Source organism: Aestuariimicrobium ganziense, assembly GCF_015352975.1.
GTDB classification, from domain to species: Bacteria; Actinomycetota; Actinomycetes; order Propionibacteriales; family Propionibacteriaceae; genus Aestuariimicrobium; species Aestuariimicrobium ganziense.
This window is the reverse complement of sequence record NZ_JACYIZ010000001.1, coordinates 480,414-499,931: the sequence shown is the minus strand read 5'-3', so window position 1 is coordinate 499,931 and position 19,518 is coordinate 480,414. Positions and strand designations below refer to the sequence as shown.

13 protein-coding genes and 2 rRNA genes are annotated in these 19,518 nt (G+C 66.5%); 12 read left to right on the top strand and 3 right to left on the bottom strand.

What is annotated here, in order from left to right:
- Window positions 1–4: 4 nt before the first annotated feature.
- The gene (locus IE660_RS02450) at window positions 5–814 is read left to right on the top strand and encodes a TrmH family RNA methyltransferase (RefSeq protein WP_203566705.1); all 810 of its coding nucleotides are present in this window, start codon (window positions 5–7) and stop codon (window positions 812–814) included.
- Here the strand turns inward: IE660_RS02450 and IE660_RS02445 are convergent.
- From IE660_RS02445 to IE660_RS02435, 3 genes are read right to left on the bottom strand one after another with little or no spacing between them, the layout of a single operon-like run.
- On the bottom strand, window positions 775–1,086 hold the full coding sequence (locus IE660_RS02445; protein WP_203566704.1) for an MFS transporter: 312 nt from the start codon (window positions 1,084–1,086) through the stop codon (window positions 775–777). The two genes, IE660_RS02450 and IE660_RS02445, sit on opposite strands and share 40 nt — an antisense overlap.
- Before the next feature lie 9 nt (window positions 1,087–1,095).
- Window positions 1,096–1,575, bottom strand: coding sequence for a GNAT family N-acetyltransferase (locus IE660_RS02440; protein WP_203566703.1), 480 nt, complete (start codon window positions 1,573–1,575; stop codon window positions 1,096–1,098).
- 46 nt (window positions 1,576–1,621) lie between these two features.
- A complete protein-coding gene (locus tag IE660_RS02435; protein WP_203566702.1) occupies window positions 1,622–2,308 on the bottom strand; it encodes a Pr6Pr family membrane protein in 687 nt (228 codons plus the stop codon).
- A 201-nt stretch (window positions 2,309–2,509) separates the two neighbouring features.
- On the opposite strand from IE660_RS02435, the gene pheS reads away from it, so the two are divergent.
- The 11 genes from pheS to IE660_RS02380 all read left to right on the top strand — a co-directional run bounded on the left by pheS (window position 2,510) and on the right by IE660_RS02380 (window position 19,436).
- Entirely contained in the window at window positions 2,510–3,619 is a 1,110-nt protein-coding gene (pheS, locus tag IE660_RS02430) for a phenylalanine--tRNA ligase subunit alpha (protein ID WP_203566701.1), read from the top strand.
- Window positions 3,616–6,126, top strand: coding sequence for a phenylalanine--tRNA ligase subunit beta (gene pheT / locus IE660_RS02425; RefSeq protein ID WP_203566700.1), 2,511 nt, complete (start codon window positions 3,616–3,618; stop codon window positions 6,124–6,126). Before pheS ends, pheT begins: the two co-directional genes overlap by 4 nt.
- A 175-nt stretch (window positions 6,127–6,301) precedes the next feature.
- On the top strand, window positions 6,302–7,336 hold the full coding sequence (gene argC, locus IE660_RS02420; RefSeq protein ID WP_203566699.1) for an N-acetyl-gamma-glutamyl-phosphate reductase: 1,035 nt from the start codon (window positions 6,302–6,304) through the stop codon (window positions 7,334–7,336).
- Window positions 7,333–8,490 (top strand): bifunctional glutamate N-acetyltransferase/amino-acid acetyltransferase ArgJ, encoded by a 1,158-nt coding sequence (argJ, locus tag IE660_RS02415; RefSeq protein ID WP_203566698.1) that lies wholly within the window; start codon window positions 7,333–7,335, stop codon window positions 8,488–8,490. The genes argC and argJ overlap by 4 nt, the downstream gene beginning before the upstream one ends.
- Window positions 8,487–9,398, top strand: coding sequence for an acetylglutamate kinase (gene argB / locus IE660_RS02410; RefSeq protein WP_203566697.1), 912 nt, complete (start codon window positions 8,487–8,489; stop codon window positions 9,396–9,398). The genes argJ and argB overlap by 4 nt, the downstream gene beginning before the upstream one ends.
- Window positions 9,395–10,618 carry an acetylornithine transaminase gene (locus IE660_RS02405; protein WP_203566696.1) on the top strand — a complete coding sequence of 408 codons (1,224 nt, stop codon included), beginning with the start codon at window positions 9,395–9,397 and terminating at the stop codon, window positions 10,616–10,618. Before argB ends, IE660_RS02405 begins: the two co-directional genes overlap by 4 nt.
- A complete protein-coding gene (locus tag IE660_RS02400) occupies window positions 10,611–11,135 on the top strand; it encodes an arginine repressor (protein ID WP_203566695.1) in 525 nt (174 codons plus the stop codon). Before IE660_RS02405 ends, IE660_RS02400 begins: the two co-directional genes overlap by 8 nt.
- Window positions 11,132–12,574 (top strand): argininosuccinate lyase, encoded by a 1,443-nt coding sequence (argH, locus tag IE660_RS02395; RefSeq protein WP_407928976.1) that lies wholly within the window; start codon window positions 11,132–11,134, stop codon window positions 12,572–12,574. The genes IE660_RS02400 and argH overlap by 4 nt, the downstream gene beginning before the upstream one ends.
- A 10-nt stretch (window positions 12,575–12,584) precedes the next feature.
- Window positions 12,585–13,841 carry a tyrosine--tRNA ligase gene (gene tyrS / locus IE660_RS02390; RefSeq protein ID WP_328701807.1) on the top strand — a complete coding sequence of 419 codons (1,257 nt, stop codon included), beginning with the start codon at window positions 12,585–12,587 and terminating at the stop codon, window positions 13,839–13,841.
- 655 nt (window positions 13,842–14,496) lie between these two features.
- Window positions 14,497–16,013 (top strand): 16S ribosomal RNA (locus IE660_RS02385).
- Window positions 16,014–16,342: 329 nt separating this feature from the next.
- Window positions 16,343–19,436: ribosomal RNA gene (locus IE660_RS02380) — 23S ribosomal RNA — on the top strand.
- Together the 16S and 23S rRNA genes form the textbook arrangement of a ribosomal RNA operon.
- Window positions 19,437–19,518: the final 82 nt, after the last annotated feature.

Below are 19,518 nucleotides of genomic sequence, written 5' to 3'. Positions count from 1 at the left end.
CCCAGTGACCGACGAGCCGATCGTCAGCCGGACCCTCTCCAGGGCCCAGCTGCGGTCGGCTCGTCAGTTGCTGACCAAGAAGTTCCGCGACCAGAGCGGCCAGTTCTTGGTCGAGGGCACCCAGGCCGTGCGCGAGGCGCTGGCCGACCCCGACCGGGTGGACTGGGTGCTGGTCGACGACCCCGAGGCCCACGCCGAGATCGTCGCCCTGACACCGCCCGACCGGCTGCTGCTGGCCACCACCGATGACGTGCGGCAACTGTCCGACACCGTCGCCAGCCAGGGTGTGTTCGCCCTGTGCCGACAGCTGCGTTCCGGCTGGGACGACCTACCGGCCACCCTGCGACTGGTGGTGGTCTGCGCCCAGGTGCGAGACCCCGGCAACGCCGGCACCGTGATCCGCTGCGCCGACGCGTTCGGCGCCGACGCAGTGGTGCTCACCGCAGGCTCGGTCGACCTGCACAACCCCAAGCTGGTGCGCGCCTCAGTCGGATCGGTCTTCCACCTGCCGGTGGTCACCGGGGTCAGTCTGGACGAGGCCGTCGCCCACCTGCGCGGGCATGGCCTGCAGGTGCTGGCCGCCGACGGTGGCGGCTCGTCCCTGGACGACCTGGCCGCCGAGGGAGCGCTGGCTCGTCCCACCGCGTGGGTGATGGGCAACGAGGCCTGGGGCCTGCCCGAGCACGAACGGTCCCTGGCCGACAGGGTGGTCGGAGTGCCGATGTGGGGACGAGCCGAGTCACTCAACCTGTCGACCGCCGCCGCGGTCTGTCTCTACGCCACCGCCAGCGCACAGCGCGTCAGCGGTCTGTAGGGCGAGACAACTGGTCGAGAAAGCCCAACAGCAACGCCTCGCGAACCCCGGGTGGGGCCGCGTCGAGCAGGGCATTGACGTGCGCCATCCGGGTTCAGGATCACGTCCCAGGCCTTGGGCAGGAACACGACCAGTCCGGCCAGCGCGGCAGTCACGCCGAGGCGATCGGTGAGGTAGGGCAGCAGCAGCAGGCCGGGCACCGTGCCGAACGACCCGGTCGCCACCGATCCCAGTCCGTAACCCCTCCGCGCCGAGGGTTCGAGCCCCGCCATGGCGTGACCCTACTGGAACCCCAGCCGCCGGTAGAGCGCGAATGCCGCTGGCGAGCTGCCCTCACCCACCCGCAGCGACAGTTGGTTGTCGCCTGCGCGGATGCAGGCGTCCATCGCCGCCCGCACCAGGGCGGCGCCGAAGCCTCGTCCCTTCTGGTCGGCGTGGACGAACAGGTCGATGATGAACGGGCCCTCCAGACCCTCGTCCCAGATCGAGCGCTCGGTCACCATCACCGCCCCGACCACCCGTGGGCCGTCGAGGGCGACGAAGGACGCATCGTCGCGCAGCACGCCGTACTGACCGGCGAAGGTGGCATCCATCTCGGTCAGCGCCTCAGCGTGGTTGGCGGCACCGATCTCGGGTGGGTAGGCCGACTGGTAGGCGGCGGCCAGGTCGTCGCGATCGCTGGAGCGCATGGTGCGCAGCCGTGTGTCGCCGTCGGTGGTCGGCAGGTCGCCCAGTGGGCAGGTCAACAGGTCTTGGGGCATGACGGATCCGTTCGTGAACAGGACTGGTGGGCGACGATGAACAGCGTCAGGAACGGGTCATGGACGACGAAGCTACCACCCGGCGGCCGAGCAGTCGGTCGAGGCCGGCGAATGCCGCGGCGATCACCAGGCCGAGCGCGAAGATCACTGCCACCAGGGCGAGCACCGTGACGTAGCCGTGCAGGCCTACATTGGTGAAGCCGTAGGGATAGGTGCCCCCGATCGCTCCGCGGACCAGCATGTAACCCACCCAGACCAGCGGCACCACCAGCGCTGCCGGCACCGTCCGCCACGTGATACACCCCCGCGGCCCCCACACCAGCCAGACCAGCACCGTGAGCGCCGGCACGATGACATGGGTCAACGGGTTGGTCAGGTGCCCCCAACCGCTCACCTCGACATACGGCGACAGCAGCACCCAGTAGACGATCGCGGTGATGGTGATCATCAGCAGCCCCGACAACCGCAGTGCCCGGCGCCAGGGCGTGACACCGTTCGGCTGCAGGGCCAACGACGTGGTCGAGACCGCCACCACGATGTTCGACCAGATCGTGAAGTAGCTCAGCGAATCGAGCAGGCGCACCATCGCCCCCGACCAGCCCGGCGCGGAGTTGCCGTACAACCCGGGCTCTATCGCCACCCGGGCATACCCGTCGACCGTCGAGATGACCACGGTCGCCACCACACCGAGCCAGGCCAGCGCAGCGGTGACGGCGTGGGCGACTCGATCCATGGGTCCAGCCTCTCAGAGCCAGTGAGGCCATCCCCGCAGGGGCTGATACAGTCGCCAGCGTGTGTGGACGGCGATTTCAGTGCCCCCGGCCGGCAGGCCTCGGGGGACGACGCGTCGCGTCCTGATTCCTGAGGTGACCGGTCGGGGGAGCACCGACCAGCACGTCGTCCCCCCATCTGGAACCGAGAGGAACCACCACCCATGAGTGGGCCCAACACCAATTACGACCCTGTGCAGGTCGCTGCCCTCGACGAGGCCGCGATCGCCGAGATGGTCGACCAGGCCGTCACCGCCATCCGTGCGGCCGACAGCATCGCCGGCCTCAAGCAGGCCCGCCTCGACCACCTCGGCGACCGCTCGCCGATCGCCCTGGCCAACCGTGAGATCGGTGCGCTGCCGCCCGAGGCCCGCCGGGTCGCCGGCCAGCGCATCGGCCAGGCCCGCGGCCGGATCACCGAGGTGTTCCGCGAGCGCGAGGCCGAGGTCACCGCCGCCGAACTCGAGGCCACGTTGCGTGCCGAACGCCTCGACATGACACTGCCGGTCGAACTGCACCCCCAGGGTGCGGTGCACCCGGTCACCGCCCTGATCGACCAGCTCAACGACGTCTTCACCGCGATGGGCTGGGAGGTCGCCGAGGGCCCCGAGCTCGAGGGGGAGTGGCTGAACTTCGACGCCCTCAACATCGGGCCCGACCATCCCTCGCGCGGCACCACCGACACCCTGTTCGTCGACCCGATCGACCACGGCCTGGTGATGCGCACCCACACCTCACCGGTGCAGATCCGCGCGCTGCTCAACCGCGACCTGCCGGTCTACGTGGTCTGCCCCGGTCGCACCTACCGCGCCGACGAGTACGATCCGACCCACCTGCCGGTCTTCCACCAGATCGAGGGGCTGTGCGTCGACAAGGGCATCACCATGGCCCACCTGAAGGGCACCCTCGACCACTTCGCCCGTGAACTGTTCGGTGACGTGCGCACCCGGCTTCGTCCGCACTACTTCCCGTTCACCGAGCCCAGCGCCGAGATGGACCTGGAGTGCTTCGTCTGCCGCGGCGAGTCGGTCGGCAACCCCGACCGGCCGTGCCGCACCTGCAGGTCCGAGGGCTGGATCGAGTGGGGCGGCTGCGGTGTGGTCAACCCGCGGGTGCTGGCCGCGGTCGGCATCGACGCCGACGTCTACTCCGGCTTCGCCTTCGGCATGGGCATCGAGCGCACGCTGATGTTCCGCAACGGCGCCGAAGACATGCGCGAGATGGTCGAGGGTGACGTCCGCTACAGCCGCACACTGCGTGGAGGTGCACGATGAGGGCCCCGATGAGCTGGCTGCGCGACTGGGCGCAGCTGGGTGACGACGTCACCGTCGACCAGGTCGCCGAGCAGTTCACCCGGCTCGGTCTGACCGTCGAGCGGATCGAGCGGGTCGAGCCCGGCTGGAGTGGTCCGGTCGTGGTCGGACGAGTGCTGGAGTGCGCCCGCGAACCGCAGAAGAACGGCCGCACCATCTCGTGGTGCCTGGTCGACGTCGGCCACCACAACGCCGACAGCGCCGAGGGTGTCGACACTCACCGCGGCATCGTCTGCGGGGCGCCCAACGTCGATGCCGGCCAGTTGGTCGTCGTGGCGCTGCCCGGTGCCGTGCTGCCCGGTGACTTCGCGATCAGTGCCCGCAAGACCTATGGCCACGTCTCCGACGGCATGATCTGCGCCGAGGACGAACTCGGCGTGGGCACCGACCACACCGGCATCATGGTGCTGCCCGAGACCGTCGACGGCCGGGCCCTGGTGCCCGGCGAGGACGCGACCCCGCTGCTGGTCAGCCCTGACACCGTGTTCGACATCGACGTCACCCCCGACCTGAGCCACTGCATGTCGATCCGTGGCCTGGCCCGAGAACTGGCCGGGGCCCTCGGGGCGCCGTTCACCGACCCGGTCTCACTGACCACGCCCGACCCGGTGGCCGAGGGGTACCCGGTGCGCCTGCTCGACGCGGCCTGCCCGCTGTTCGTCGCGGTCACCGTCGACGACCTCAACCCAACGGCCCAGACCCCGGCCTGGATGAAGCGGCGCCTCGAACTGGCGGGCATGCGCTCGATCTCGCTGGCCGTCGACGTCACCAACTACGTGATGCTCGAGACCGGGCAGCCGCTGCACGCCTACGACGGCGACCGACTGCAGGGATCGATCGTCGTCCGCAAGGCCCACGACGGTGAGGTGCTGACCACCCTGGACGAGCAGGAGCGCACCCTCGACCCCGACGACCTGCTGATCACCGATGACTCCGGACCGATCGGTGTCGCGGGCGTCATGGGCGGGGCCAGCGCCGAGGTCACCGAGACCACCCGCACCATCGTACTCGAGGCCGCCCACTTCGACGCTGCCACCATCTCGCGGGGCATGCGTCGCCACAAGCTGCCCAGCGAGGCGTCCAAGCGGTTCGAGCGTGGCGTCGACCCGGGTGCGGCCTACTCGGCTGCCCACCGCGCCGCTGACCTGCTGGTCAGCCTGGGTGGCGCGCGCAAGCGCACGACCGAGACCGTCACCGGGAAGGTGCCGGTCATGCCCACGCAGACGATCGCTGCGAGCCTGGCCGGTGACGTGCTGGGCGTCGAGGTGCCCACCGAGCAGGTGGTGTCGATCCTGCAGTCCTCGGGTGTGCAGGTCGATGTCGCCGGCGACCGGTTGCACCTGGTGCCGCCCACCTGGCGTCCCGACCTGGTCGACCCCTACGACTACGTCGAGGAGGTCGGCTGCAAGGTCGGCTACGACCACATCCCCTCGGTGGTGCCGCGGGCGCCGGTCGGACGAGGCCTGACCCGTAGTCAGAGGCTGCGCCGGGCGATCAACACCGCCGTGGCCGGTCAGGGACTGGTCGAACTGATCACCATGCCCTTCATCAACGACCGTGATCTTGATCGGATGGGTCTTCCCGCCGAGGATCCGCGCCGTCGGGTGGTGCGGCTGGCCAACCCGCTGGCTGACACCGCGCCCTACCTGCGCACCTCGCTGCTGCCGGGGCTGTTCGCGGCGATCAGCCGCAACACCTCCCGCGGGAACGACGACCTGGCGCTCTACGAGGCGGGCTCGGTCTTCCTCGCCCGTGAGGGCGCCCCGACCGCGCCCAGCCCCTCGGTGGACGCTCGTCCCAGCGACGACGAGTTGGCCCAGTTCGCCGCCGCGCTGCCCGAGCAGCCCCGGCTGTTGGCCGCCGTCTCGTGCGGGGCGTGGACTCGTCCGGGTTGGCGCGGCGCGGGGCTGCCGGCCGACTGGACGACGGTGGTGGCCGCGGCCGACGCCGCCGCCGAGGCCGTGGGGGTGACGCTGGTCCGCCGTCAGGCCGAGGTGGCCCCGTGGCACCCCGGACGCTGCGCCGAACTCCTGGTCGACGGTCAGGTGGTCGGTGTCGCCGGCGAACTGCACCCCAGCGTCTGCCAGGCCTTCGGGTTGCCGGCGCGGACTGCGGCGATGGAACTCGACCTCGATGACCTGATCGCGGCCGACCCCGGACGAGGTGTGCTCGCCCCGCTGTCGTCGCACCCGGTTGCCAAGGAGGACGTGGCCCTGGTGGTCGACGCCGACGTGGCCGCCGAGGAGGTTCGCCAGGCCCTGGTCGAGGGCGGGGGAGCGATGGTCGAGTCGGTCACCCTGTTCGACGTCTACACCGGGCCGCAGGTCGGCGAGGGCAAGAAGTCGTTGGCGTTCGCGTTGCGCATCCGTGCTGCTGACCACACCCTCAAGGACGCCGAGGCCGCCCAGGTGCGGGACGCGGCTGTGGCGGTGGCGGTCGAGCGGTTCGGGGCGGTGCTCCGCGACTGAGGCCCCTCCCGACTGAGGCCCCCTCCCGACTGAGGCCCCTCCCGACTGAGGCCCCTCCCGACTGAGGCACACCTTGTTGGCTGAAGCACAGGCAATTGCCTGTGCCTCACGCAACACCCTGTGCCTCAGCGGGGGCTGGTCGGAATAACTATTCCGGGTATGGCATAGTTATGCCATGACCTACTCCGTGGCCGTCGCCGGGTGCACCGGCTATGCCGGCGGTGAGGTGCTCCGACTGCTGCTGGGACATCCCGACGTCAGCATCGGCGCCCTCACCGCCAACGCCTCCGCAGGAACGCTGCTCGGCGCCCACCAACCCCACCTGGTGCCGCTGGCCGACCGTCCGGTGCTGCCCACCAGCGCCGAGACCCTGCGAGGCCACGACGTGGTCTTCCTCTGCCTGCCCCCCGGCGCCTCGGCCGAGGTCGCCGAGCAGTTGGGTGACGAGGTGCTGGTGGTCGACGCCGGCGCCGACTTTCGTCTGGCCGACCCCGAACTGTGGACGAAGTTCTACGGTACCCCGCACGCCGGCACCTGGCCCTACGGCCTGCCCGAGCTGCCCGGGGCGCGGGACGAACTGCGCTCCACCCGACGGATCGCCGTTCCCGGCTGCTACCCGACCACGGCCACGCTGGCGCTGTTGCCCGCGGTCGTCGCCGGCCTGGTCGACGGCCACGACGTCACCGTGGCGGCGGCCAGCGGATCGTCCGGGGCGGGCAAGGCCGCCAAGCCCAACCTGATCGGCGCCGAGCTGTTCGGCTCGGCCTCGGCCTACGGTGTGGGCGGTGTGCACCGGCACACCCCCGAGATGCTGCAGAACCTGCGCCGCCTGGGTGCCGACGATCCCTCGATCAGCTTCACCCCGATGCTGGTGCCGATGAGTCGCGGCATCCTCGCCGTGGTCACCGCACCGCTGGTCGATCCGGCGACCACCAGCGAGCAGGCCCACGCCGCCTATGCCGACAGCTACGCCGACGAACCGTTCGTCCACCTGCTGCCCCCGGGGCAGTGGCCGCAGAGCCAGCACGTGGTCGGCAGCAACGCCGTGCACGTGCAGGTCACGGTCGACGCCTCGGCAGGCCGGCTGGTCGCGGTCGCCTGCCTCGACAACCTGACCAAGGGCACCGCCGGCGGCGCCGTCCAGTCGATGAACCTCGCCCTCGGCCTGCCCGAGACCACCGGCCTGAGCACCCTGGGAGTTGCCCCATGAGCGTCACCACCCCGAAGGGGTTCACCGCCACCGGTATCGCCGCCGGTATCAAGGCGTCCGGTCGTCCCGATCTCGCGCTGGTCGTCAACGACGGACCGATGCACGCCGCCGCAGGCGTCTTCACCAGCAATCGCGTCCATGCCGCCCCGGTGGCCTGGAGCCGCAAGGCCGTCGCCGACGGCACCCTGCGCGCGGTCGTCCTCAACTCCGGCGGAGCGAACGCCTGCACCGGGGCCGAGGGCTACGCTGACACCGTCGCCACCGCCGAGGCCGTCGCAGCCCAACTCGACGGCGCGAGCGCCGGCGACGTCGCGGTCTGCTCCACCGGGCTGATCGGCGTCCGGTTGCCGATGGACGCGCTGCTGGCCGGCGTGGCGCAGGCAGCCACCCAGCTCGCCGACGACGGGGGAGACGCGGCCGCCGCCGCGATCATGACCACCGACACGGTGCCCAAGCAGGCCGCCGTCACCACCGACGCCGGCTGGAGCGTGGGTGGCATGGCCAAGGGCGCCGGCATGCTCGCCCCGGGCCTGGCCACCATGCTGGTCGTGGTCACCACCGACGCGGTCGCCGAGCCAGCCGTGCTCAACCGCGCACTCAAGCACGGCACCGCCCGCACCCTCGACCGGCTCGACTCCGACGGGTGCATGTCGACCAACGACACCGTGCTGCTGATGGCCTCGGGCGCCAGTGGTGTCGCCCCCAGCGAGGCTGACCTCGCGGCCGCGCTGGTCGGCGTGCTCGACGACCTGGGTCGCCAACTGCTCGCCGACGCCGAAGGTGCCTCGCACGAGATCGAGGTCGTGGTCACCGGTGCCCACAGCGTCGCCGACGCCCTCGAGGTCGGACGAAGCATCGCCCGCAACAACCTGTTCAAGTGCGCCATCTACGGCAACGACCCCAACTGGGGACGCGTGCTGGCCGCGATCGGCACCACCCGCGCCGTCTTCGACGCCGACCAACTCGACGTCAGCTTCAACGGCGTCATGGTCTGCCGGGGCGGCGCCATCGGAGAGCCACGCGACCTGGTCGACCTCACCCCCCGTGCGGTCGAGTTACTGGTCGACCTGCACGCCGGCTCGGCCCAGGCCACCATCCTCACCAACGACCTCACCCACGCCTACGTCACCGAGAACGCGGAGTACTCCTCATGAGCACCATCCGGAGCAGCGACACCGAGGCCCTGCAGGCCAAGGCGTCGACACTGATCGAGGCCCTGCCCTGGCTCGCCCAGTACGCCGGCAAGACCGTGGTGATCAAGTACGGCGGCAACGCCATGGTCAACGACGACCTCAAGCGGGCATTCGCCGAAGACATCGTCTTCCTGCGCCGCTGCGGCGTGCACCCGGTCGTGGTGCACGGCGGCGGGCCGCAGATTTCGTCGATGCTCAAGCGGCTGGAGATCCCCAGCGAGTTCCGCGGCGGCTTCCGGGTCACCTCGGCCGAGGCGATGGACGTCGTGCGGATGGTGCTGGTCGGCCAGGTCGGACGAGAACTGGTCGGCCTGATCAACGCCCACGGACCGTTCGCAGTCGGCCTGTCCGGCGAGGACGGCGGGCTGTTCACCGCCATCCGCCGCGGCGCCCACGTCGACGGCGAAGAGGTCGACCTCGGACTGGTCGGCGACGTCGACAGCGTCCGCCCCGAGTCGATCCGCGACCTGATCGAAGCCGGACGCATCCCCGTGGTCGCCTCGGTCGCCCCTGACGCCGAAGGCCAGGTGCACAACCTCAACGCCGACACCGCAGCCGCCGCGCTGGCCACCGCCCTCGGCGCAGAACGCTTGGTCATGCTCACTGACGTCGCCGGCCTCTACGCCAACTGGCCCGACAGCGACGAGGTCGTGACCCAGATCAGCGCCGACGAACTGCGGGCGATGCTGCCCGCGCTGGAGTCGGGGATGATCCCCAAGATGGAGGCCTGCCTGCAGGCGGTCACCCACGGCGTGCCGCGGGCCACGATCATCGACGGCCGCGTCGAACACTGCCTGCTGCTCGAGATCTTCACCGATGACGGCATCGGCACCCTCGTCCACGACGGAAGCCAGGAGACCAGCTCATGAGCCAACCCGATGCCGCAGCTCTGGTCGGCCCCAGCCACCGCTCGCAGCCCGAGCTCACCAGCCGCTACGGGCAGGTGATGATGAACACCTTCGGCGCACCGAAGCGGGTCTTCGTGCGCGGCGAGGGCGTCCACGTCTGGGACGCCGACCAGAACAGGTACCTCGACCTGCTGTCCGGCCTGGCCGTCAACGGCCTGGGCCACGCCCACCCCGCGGTGCTGTCGGCGATCACCTCGCAGTTGTCGACGTTGGGCCACGTGTCGAACTTCTTCGCCACTCCCGCCCAGATCGCGCTGGCCGAGCGGCTGGTCGACCTCACCGGCCGGGGACGAACCGACCACGCCAAGGTGTTCTTCACCAACTCCGGCACCGAGGCCAACGAGGCCGCTCTCAAGGCCACCCGGCTCACCGGGCGCTCCCGGGTCATCGCCATGGAGGGCAGCTTCCACGGCCGCACCATGGGGGCGCTCTCGCTCACCCACAACCCTGCCTACCGCACTCCCTTCGAACCCCTTCCCGGTGGGGTCACCTTCGTCCCCTACGGCGACGCCGACGCGCTCGCAGACGTGCTGGACGACACCGTGGCCGCAGTCGTGGTCGAGCCGATCCAGGGCGAGAACGGTGTGGTCAGCCCGCCCCAGGGCTACCTGCAGCGGGTGCGCGAACTCACCCGTGAGCACGGTGCCCTGTTGTGGTTCGACGAGGTGCAGACCGGCATGGGGCGCACCGGCCGATGGCTGGCCAGCGAGGGCGTCGAGGCCGACCTGGTCACGCTGGCCAAGGGCTTGGGCAACGGGTTTCCGATCGGTGCCTGCCTGGCCTTCGGGGCGGCGGGGCAACTGCTCAAGCCCGGCCACCACGGCACCACCTTCGGCGGCAACCCGGTCGCGGCCATCGCAGGACTGGCCGTCATTGGCGTCATCGAGCGTGACGGCCTGCTGGCCAACGCCACCGCGGTCGGGGAACACCTGGCCAACTCGGTCGAGTCGCTGCGCCATCCGCTGGTCACCACGGTGCGGGGGGAAGGGCTGCTGCGAGGCATCGTCCTGGCCGTCGACATCGCACCCAAGGTGAGCGACCTGTTGCTCGACGCGGGCTTCATCACCAATGCCCCACGCCCGAACGTGCTGCGGATCGCCCCGCCACTGCTGATCACCCGCGAGCAGATCGACGCGTTCGTCGCCGCCCTGCCCCAGGCGCTGGGGGCCGCCCGTGACTGACGAGGCGCGCACCCCGTCACGCACGGCCCGGCAGGCGCTTGTTCGGCAGTTGCTCGAGAGCAACGAGGTGACCTCGCAGGCCGAGCTCAGCGAACTGCTGGCCGAACGTGGAGTGCACGTCACGCAGGGAACGGTCTCGAAGGACCTGGTCGAGGTGGGCGCGGTGCGGTCGCGGTCGAGCGCCGGGACGATCAGCTACGTGCTGACCAGCGACGAGGCCACCCCCGGCCAGGGGGTGGCCGCCAGCCGGCTGGCCAGGCTGTGCGTCGAGATGATGATCGACGCCGAGGCCTCGGCGAACCTGGTGGTGGCGCGCACCCCACCGGGCGCAGCCCAGTACTTCGCCTCGGCCATCGACAAGGCGGCCTGGCCAGAGCTGCTCGGTACGATCGCGGGCGACGACGCGGTGCTGCTGATCACCCGCGACCCGCTCGGCGGTGAAGCGGTGGCAGAGCGCCTGCGCGGGCTGGCCGACGGTCGGTCAACCCAGACCACGCACGAGACGGAGCAGAAGTGACTCACGACCCCCAGCTCGCCGAGCAGGTCGACGACGCCGGCGATGGACGGCTGTGGGGCGGGCGGTTCGCCGGCGGCCCTGCCGAAGCGATGGCAGCGCTGAGCCGATCGACCCACTTCGACTGGCGGCTGGCCCGCCACGACCTGGCCGGGTCGCGCGCCCATGCCGGCGCCCTGCACACCGCGGGACTGCTCACCGACGACGAACACGCCGCGATGGTGGCTGCCCTGGCCCAGATCGAGGACGACGTGGTCGCCGGGCGGGTGCTGCCGGCAGCGTCGGACGAGGACGTGCACGGGGCCCTCGAGCGGGTGCTGGTCGAGCGAGTGGGCGCCGACCTCGGCGGACGACTGCGCGCCGGCCGGTCGCGCAACGACCAGATCGCCACCCTGATCCGCCGCTACCTTCGCGAGGAACTGCGGCTGCTGGCGGCCGACGTCGCCGACGTGGTCGAGGCGTTGCACGGGCAGGCGACGCGTCACCTGGGTGCCACGATGCCCGGGCGGACCCACCTGCAGTCGGCCCAGCCGGTGCTGCTCAGCCACCACCTGATGGCGCACGCCTGGCCGTTGGTGCGCGACCTGCAGCGGATGGGCGACCTCGACCGGCGCCTCGCGGTCAGTCCCTACGGGTCGGGCGCCCTGGCCGGCACCTCGCTCGGCCTGGACCCCGAGCAGGTGGCGCGCGAGCTGGGCTTCTCGTCCTCGACAGCCAACTCGATCGACGGCACCGCCGCCCGCGACCTGGTCAGTGAGGCGGCCTACGTGCTGGCCCAGGTCGGTGTCGACCTGTCGCGGCTGGCCGAGGACGTCATCCTGTGGTGCACCCACGAGTTCGGCTTCGCCACGCTCGACGACGCCTGGTCGACCGGCTCGAGCATCATGCCCCAGAAGAAGAACCCGGACGTCGCCGAGCTGGCCCGCGGCAAGGCGGGACGACTGGTCGGCAACCTGGCCGGGTTGATGACCACCTTCAAGGGCTTGGCCCTGGCCTACAACCGTGACCTGCAGGAGGACAAGGAGCCGCTGTTCGATGGCATCGACCAGTTGCTCGTGCTGTTGCCGGCCGTGGCGGGCATGGTGGGCACGCTCACCTTCCACCCCGACCGGATGGCCGACCTCGCCCCACGTGGTTTCTCGCTGGCCACCGACATGGCCGACTGGCTGGTGCGCCGCCGGGTGCCGTTCGCCCAGGCCCACGAGATCACCGGCGAGGCGGTGCGCTTCTGTGAGGCCAACGGGCTCGAACTGGCCGACCTGACCCAGGCGCAGCTGGCGTCCATCTCCGACCACCTGGACGAGTCGGTGCTCGAGGTGCTCACGGTCGACGGTTCGGTTGCCTCGCGTGATGGACGTGGCGGGACGGCCCCGGTCCGGGTCGCCGAGCAGGCCGACGAGCTGCGCCGGGCACTGCAGGAGGCCCTCGCCTTCGCCCACTAGGCTGACCGGCGTGAACGTCTTCGATGAGCTGACCTGGCGAGGCCTGATCGCCCACTCCACCGACCCCGAAGGACTGAGGGCACACCTGGGTGGCGAGCCGATCTCGTTCTACGTCGGCTTCGACCCGACGGCTCCGAGCCTGCACCATGGTCACCTCATCCAGTTGCTCACCGCCCGGCGCCTGCAGCAGGCGGGTCACCGCCCGGTGCTGCTGGTCGGTGGGGCCACCGGCCTGATCGGTGACCCGCGCGAGGTGGGGGAGCGAGTGATGAACTCACCCGAGGTGGTGGCCGGCTGGGTCGAGCGGCTGCGCGACCAGGTGGGGCAGTACGTGGACTTCACGGGTCCGGCTGCGGCCACGATCGTCAACAACCTCGACTGGACCTCGCAGATCAACGTCATCGAGTTCCTGCGCGACATCGGCAAGCACTTCCCGGTCAACCGGATGCTCGCGCGCGACGTCGTGGCCAGGCGGCTGGAGTCGGGGATCTCCTACACCGAGTTCAGCTACGTGCTGCTGCAGTCGATGGACTACCTCAACCTGTTCCGCCGCAACGGGGTCACCCTGCAGACCGGTGGATCGGACCAGTGGGGCAACATCACCGCCGGAGTGGAACTGATCCGCAGGGCCGATGGTGAGCGAGTGCATGCGCTGGCCACTCCGCTGTTGACCAAGGCCGACGGCACCAAGTTCGGCAAGAGCGAGGGCGGTGCGGTCTGGCTCGACCCCACCATGACCTCGCCCTACGCCCTGCACCAGTTCTTGCTCAATGCCGAGGACGCCAAGGTGGTCGAGTACCTCAAGGTGTTCAGCTTCCGTGGCCGCGACGAGATCGACGAACTCGGACGACTCACCGCCGAGGAACCCTGGAAGCGCGCCGCCCAGCGTGCGTTGGCCGACGACGTCACCGACATGGTGCACTCGGTGGCCGAGCGCGAGGCCGCGGTGGCCGCCGCCGACGCCCTGTTCGGAAGAGGCGACCTGCAGGCACTGCCGGCAGCCACGATCGACGCGGTGGTCCAGGAGGTCGGTGGCACCGCGTGGACGGGAACCGAGCTGCCCACGATGGTCGAGGCGCTCGAGACCAGCGGCGTGGTCAGCTCACGCTCGGCCGCCCGTCGGGCGATCGACGAGGGTGGCGCCTACCTGAACAACCAGCGGATCACCGACGCCGAGGCACAGCTGCAGCGCGACGACCTGCTCGCCGGGCGACACGCCCTGCTCAGGCGTGGCAAGCGCACCATCGGGGCGGTGACCGTGTCCTGAGCAGGGCAGATGGGCTGTGACCAAGCTCACACGAGGCTGATTTGCGCAGGCCCCGAGTGCTGGGTAATGTAGTCCGAGCCTTGACGGTGACACGGACGAGGAAGCAGCCCGCAAGGGCCGGCTCCAGGACGGACCTCAGGCCACTCCAGCCCTCGACTTCAGGGAATCGGTGTGTGTTCAGAGAGAGCCCACCGAACGCCCTGCAGCTGCGTCGCGGAGTGAGCGGAGAAGCGCGACAGTCGGTTTGACTGGGACGAGATCCGCAAGGTAGAGTAGGAACTCGCTCGAAAGAGCACCCAACTCCTCCTGACTAGGAAAGACACCTCGGTGTCGGCACCTGGAAGGGGGCTGAGGGAGCGGGACACGAGGATTTGACTCCGAGGGTCTGGCTCACTAGAGTTGGTCGAGTTGCCCCAAGCGGCGGCCCCCAAGGCCAAGGCGCGGGACGCACCCGAAACTTGAGAACTCAACAGCGTGCTTAAAGTCAATGCCAAATTATGCACAAAATATGTCCCGTGCGAGGCAGGACGCCAGGCAACTGGTAGCCGGCCGAGCATAGGATTCCTTTGATGAAATTGATTGATCCAGCAATGGATTGCGTCAGGTCATCAAACTCGTTGACGACAACCCGGCTTCGGTCGGACGTCGATATTTTTCAACGGAGAGTTTGATCCTGGCTCAGGACGAACGCTGGCGGCGTGCTTAACACATGCAAGTCGAGCGGTAAGGCCCTTCGGGGTACACGAGCGGCGAACGGGTGAGTAACACGTGAGTAACCTGCCCCAGACTCTGGGATAACAGCTGGAAACAGCTGCTAATACCGGATACGAACACAGCAGGCATCTGCCGAGTTGGAAAGCTCCGGCGGTCTGGGATGGACTCGCGGCCTATCAGCTAGTTGGTGAGGTAACGGCCCACCAAGGCTTCGACGGGTAGCCGGCCTGAGAGGGCGACCGGCCACACTGGGACTGAGACACGGCCCAGACTCCTACGGGAGGCAGCAGTGGGGAATATTGCACAATGGGCGCAAGCCTGATGCAGCAACGCCGCGTGCGGGATGACGGCCTTCGGGTCGTAAACCGCTTTCAGCAGGGACGAAGCGAAAGTGACGGTACCTGCAGAAGAAGCACCGGCCAACTACGTGCCAGCAGCCGCGGTGATACGTAGGGTGCGAGCGTTGTCCGGAATTATTGGGCGTAAAGAGCTTGTAGGCGGTTTGTCGCGTCGTAAGTGAAAACTCAGGGCTCAACCCTGAGCCTGCTTGCGATACGGGCTGACTTGAGGAAGGTAGGGGAGAACGGAATTCCTGGTGGAGCGGTGGAATGCGCAGATATCAGGAGGAACACCGGTGGCGAAGGCGGTTCTCTGGACCTTTCCTGACGCTGAGAAGCGAAAGCGTGGGGAGCAAACAGGCTTAGATACCCTGGTAGTCCACGCCGTAAACGGTGGGTACTAGGTGTGGGGGACATTCCACGTTCTCCGTGCCGCAGCTAACGCATTAAGTACCCCGCCTGGGGAGTACGGCCGCAAGGCTAAAACTCAAAGGAATTGACGGGGCCCCGCACAAGCGGCGGAGCATGTTCATTAATTCGATGCAACGCGAAGAACCTTACCTGGGTTTGACATATACCGGAAACATCTGGAGACAGGTGCCCCTTTTTGGTCGGTATACAGGTGGTGCATGGCTGTCGTCAGCTCGTGTCGTGAGATGTTGGGTTAAGTCCCGCAACGAGCGCAACCCTCGTCCAATGTTGCCAGCACGTAATGGTGGGGACTCATTGGAGACCGCCGGGGCCAACTCGGAGGAAGGTGGGGATGAGGTCAAGTCATCATGCCCCTTATGTCCAGGGCTTGAAACATGCTACAATGGCTGGTACAAAGGGCTGCAATACTGCAAAGTTGAGCGAATCCCAAAAAGCCAGTCTCAGTTCGGATTGGGGTCTGCAACTCGACCCCATGAAGTCGGAGTCGCTAGTAATCGCAGATCAGCAATGCTGCGGTGAATACGTTCCCGGGGCTTGTACACACCGCCCGTCAAGTCATGAAAGTCGGTAACACCCGAAGCCGGTGGCCCAACCCTTGTGGAGGGAGCCGTCGAAGGTGGGACTGGTAATTAGGACTAAGTCGTAACAAGGTAGCCGTACCGGAAGGTGCGGCTGGATCACCTCCTTTCTAAGGAGCCATTGGCCAGGCAGTCACAACTGACCTGGTCCAGCGCTGTGTTCCAAGGCGATCGTCCTTGGCGCAGCAGGCAACCGGAACAGTGGAACATTGACCTGAAGCTCGTGGCGCACGCCTCGTCAGTACAACCCGCAAGGGAGTGGAACATCGAGGGGCAGCGAACGAGCCCGAGCACGCTGTTGGGTCCTGAAGGGTCGGTTGCGATGCAACCTCTCTTCGACGCGGACCAGCTACTGCGAACCGGCTGTACGCCGGCACGTGGTCCTGGGCCCGCCCGTATCTTGAGAACTACACAGTGGACGCGAGCATCTTTGTAGTAACAACAAGCTACTAAGTGCGATCGGTGGATGCCTTGGCACCAAGAGCCGATGAAGGACGTTGTAACCTGCGATAAGCCCTGGGGAGCTGGTAAACAAGCTTTGATCCGGGGATCTCCGAATAGGGAAACCTCGAAGATACCGGAGTCATGTCCGGCGACCTCTGCCTGAACACATAGGGCAGTTGGAGGGAACGTGGGGAAGTGAAACATCTCAGTACCCACAGGAAAAGAAAACAACCGTGATTCCGTAAGTAGTGGCGAGCGAACGCGGAAGAGGCCAAACCGTATGTGTGTGATAGCTGACAGGCGTTGCATATACGGGGTAGTGGGACCGCTCAGAGTTGACTGTCATCAACTCAGAGAGTCAAAAATGATCTGTGAAGTCGAAGAACCTGGGAAGGTTCGGCAAAGAAGGTGAGACCCCTGTAGACGTAAGCACATCACTCTCGAGCGTCATCCCAAGTAACGCGGAACCCCTGAAATTCCGCGTGAATCTGGCGGGACCACCCGTTAAGCCTAAATACTCCTTGGTGACCGATAGCGGACAAGTACCGTGAGGGAAAGGTGAAAAGTACCCCGGGAGGGGAGTGAAATAGTACCTGAAACCGATCGCATACAATCCGTCGGAGCCCTTCGGGGTGACGGCGTGCCTTTTGAAGAATGAGCCTGCGAGTTAGTGGTGTGTGGCGAGGTTAACCCGTGTGGGGAAGCCGTAGCGAAAGCAAGTCCGAACAGGGCGTTGAGTCGCATGCTCTAGACCCGAAGCGTAGTGATCTATCCATGGCCAGGGTGAAGCGACGGTAAGACGTCGTGGAGGCCCGAACCCACTTGGGTTGAAAACCGAGGGGATGAGCTGTGGATAGGGGTGAAAGGCCAATCAAACTACGTGATAGCTGGTTCTCCCCGAAATGCATATAGGTGCAGCGTTGCGTGTTTCTTCCCGGAGGTAGAGCACTGGATGGTCTAGGGGGCCCACAAGCTTACCGAAATCAACCAAACTCCGAATGCCGGCAAGTGAGAGCGCAGCAGTGAGACTGCGGGCGATAAGGTTCGTAGTCGAGAGGGAAACAGCCCAGATCACCAGCTAAGGCCCCTAAGCGATAACTAAGTGGAAAAGGATGTGGAGTTGCGGAGACAACCAGGAGGTTGGCTTGGAAGCAGCCACCCTTGAAAGAGTGCGTAATAGCTCACTGGTCAAGTGATTCTGCGCCGACAATTTAGCGGGGCTCAAGTTATCCGCCGAAGCTGTGGCATTCACGCGTGTACCTGACTTCGGTCCAGGTGCGTGGATGGGTAGGGGAGCGTCGTGTGCACGGAGAAGCGGCGGGGTGACCCAGCCGTGGAGAGCACACGAGTGAGAATGCAGGCATGAGTAGCGAAAGACGGGTGAGAAACCCGTCCGCCGAATATCCAAGGGTTCCAGGGTCAAGCTAATCTGCCCTGGGTGAGTCGGGACCTAAGGCGAGGCCGACAGGCGTAGTCGATGGACAACGGGTTGATATTCCCGTACCGGCGAAATATGGCCCATGCCGAACCAGGTAATGCTAAGCACGCGAGGTGGTGGATGCCTTCGGGCGGAAACCACTGAGTCTGCGATCCAAACCTGTATTAGGCAAGCTGCGGAGGGACGCAGGAAGGTAGCTCAACCCCGGCGATGGTAGTCCGGGGACAAGCGTGTAGGGCGAGGTGTAGGCAAATCCGCACCTCATGTGCCTGAGACGTGACGTCGTGATTGGATTTTTCCAAGAGTGAGTGATCCTATGCTGCCTAGAAAAGCTTCGTGAGCGACATATTAGCCGCCCGTACCCCAAACCGACACAGGTGGATAGGTAGAGAATACCAAGGCGATCGAGATAATCATGGTGAAGGAACTCGGCAAAATACCCCCGTAACTTCGGGATAAGGGGGACCGGACGCGTGTAGGAACTTGCTTCTGAAGCGCTGAAGGTCGCAGAGACCAGGCCCAAGCGACTGTTTACTAAAAACACAGGTCCGTGCCAAGTTGAAAGACGATGTATACGGACTGACTCCTGCCCGGTGCTGGAAGGTTAACGGGAAGTGTCAGCGCAAGCGAAGCACTGAACTTAAGCCCCAGTAAACGGCGGTGGTAACTATAACCATCCTAAGGTAGCGAAATTCCTTGTCGGGTAAGTTCCGACCTGCACGAATGGAGTAACGATTTGGGCGCTGTCTCCACCATGAACTCGGCGAAATTGCATTACGAGTAAAGATGCTCGTTACGCGCAGCAGGACGGAAAGACCCCGGGACCTTTACTATAGTTTGGTATTGGTGTTTGGTGCGACTTGTGTAGGATAGGTGGGAGACTTTGAAGCTTGGACGCCAGTTCAGGTGGAGTCAACGGTGAAATACCACTCTGGTCGTTCTGGATATCTAACCTAGGTCCATCATCTGGATCAGGGACAGTGCCTGATGGGTAGTTTGACTGGGGCGGTCGCCTCCCAAAAGGTAACGGAGGCGCCCAAAGGTTCCCTCAGCCTGGTTGGCAATCAGGTGTTGAGTGTAAGTGCACAAGGGAGCTTGACTGTGAGAGGGACACCTCGAGCAGGGACGAAAGTCGGGACTAGTGATCTGGCGGTGGCATGTGGAAGCGCCGTCACTCAACGGATAAAAGGTACCCCGGGGATAACAGGCTGATCTTGCCCGAGCGCTCACAGCGACGGCATGGTTTGGCACCTCGATGTCGGCTCGTCGCATCCTGGGGCTGTAGCCGGTCCCAAGGGTTGGGCTGTTCGCCCATTAAAGCGGCACGCGAGCTGGGTTTAGAACGTCGTGAGACAGTTCGGTCCCTATCCGCTGCGCGCGTAGGAGTCTTGAGAAGAGCTGTCCTTAGTACGAGAGGACCGGGACGGACCAACCTCTGGTGTGCCAGTTGTTCTGCCAAGAGCACGGCTGGTTGGCTACGTTGGGAAGTGATAACCGCTGAAAGCATCTAAGCGGGAAGCATACTTCAAGATGAGGGCTCCCACAGAATAATCTGGTAAGGCCCCCGGCAGACCACCGGGTGATAGGTCGGATGTGGAAGTGCTGCAAGGCATGGAGCTGACCGATACTAATAGGCCGAGGGCTTGTTTACTACAAAGATGCTACGCGTCCACTGTGTGGTTCCCGAGATACGGTCGGGAACCTGGCTGAGTCACTCTCGTGACTCGTCGGAA

Coding starts and splice junctions, on each gene's coding strand:
- IE660_RS02435 (WP_203566702.1), bottom strand. CDS start 2,308: ATGGATCGAGTCGCCCACGCCGTCACCGCTGCGCTGGCCTGGCTCGGT.
- argC (WP_203566699.1), top strand. CDS start 6,302: ATGACCTACTCCGTGGCCGTCGCCGGGTGCACCGGCTATGCCGGCGGT.
- pheT (WP_203566700.1), top strand. CDS start 3,616: ATGAGGGCCCCGATGAGCTGGCTGCGCGACTGGGCGCAGCTGGGTGAC.
- pheS (WP_203566701.1), top strand. CDS start 2,510: ATGAGTGGGCCCAACACCAATTACGACCCTGTGCAGGTCGCTGCCCTC.
- argJ (WP_203566698.1), top strand. CDS start 7,333: ATGAGCGTCACCACCCCGAAGGGGTTCACCGCCACCGGTATCGCCGCC.
- argB (WP_203566697.1), top strand. CDS start 8,487: ATGAGCACCATCCGGAGCAGCGACACCGAGGCCCTGCAGGCCAAGGCG.
- IE660_RS02440 (WP_203566703.1), bottom strand. CDS start 1,575: ATGCCCCAAGACCTGTTGACCTGCCCACTGGGCGACCTGCCGACCACC.
- IE660_RS02405 (WP_203566696.1), top strand. CDS start 9,395: ATGAGCCAACCCGATGCCGCAGCTCTGGTCGGCCCCAGCCACCGCTCG.
- IE660_RS02445 (WP_203566704.1), bottom strand. CDS start 1,086: ATGGCGGGGCTCGAACCCTCGGCGCGGAGGGGTTACGGACTGGGATCG.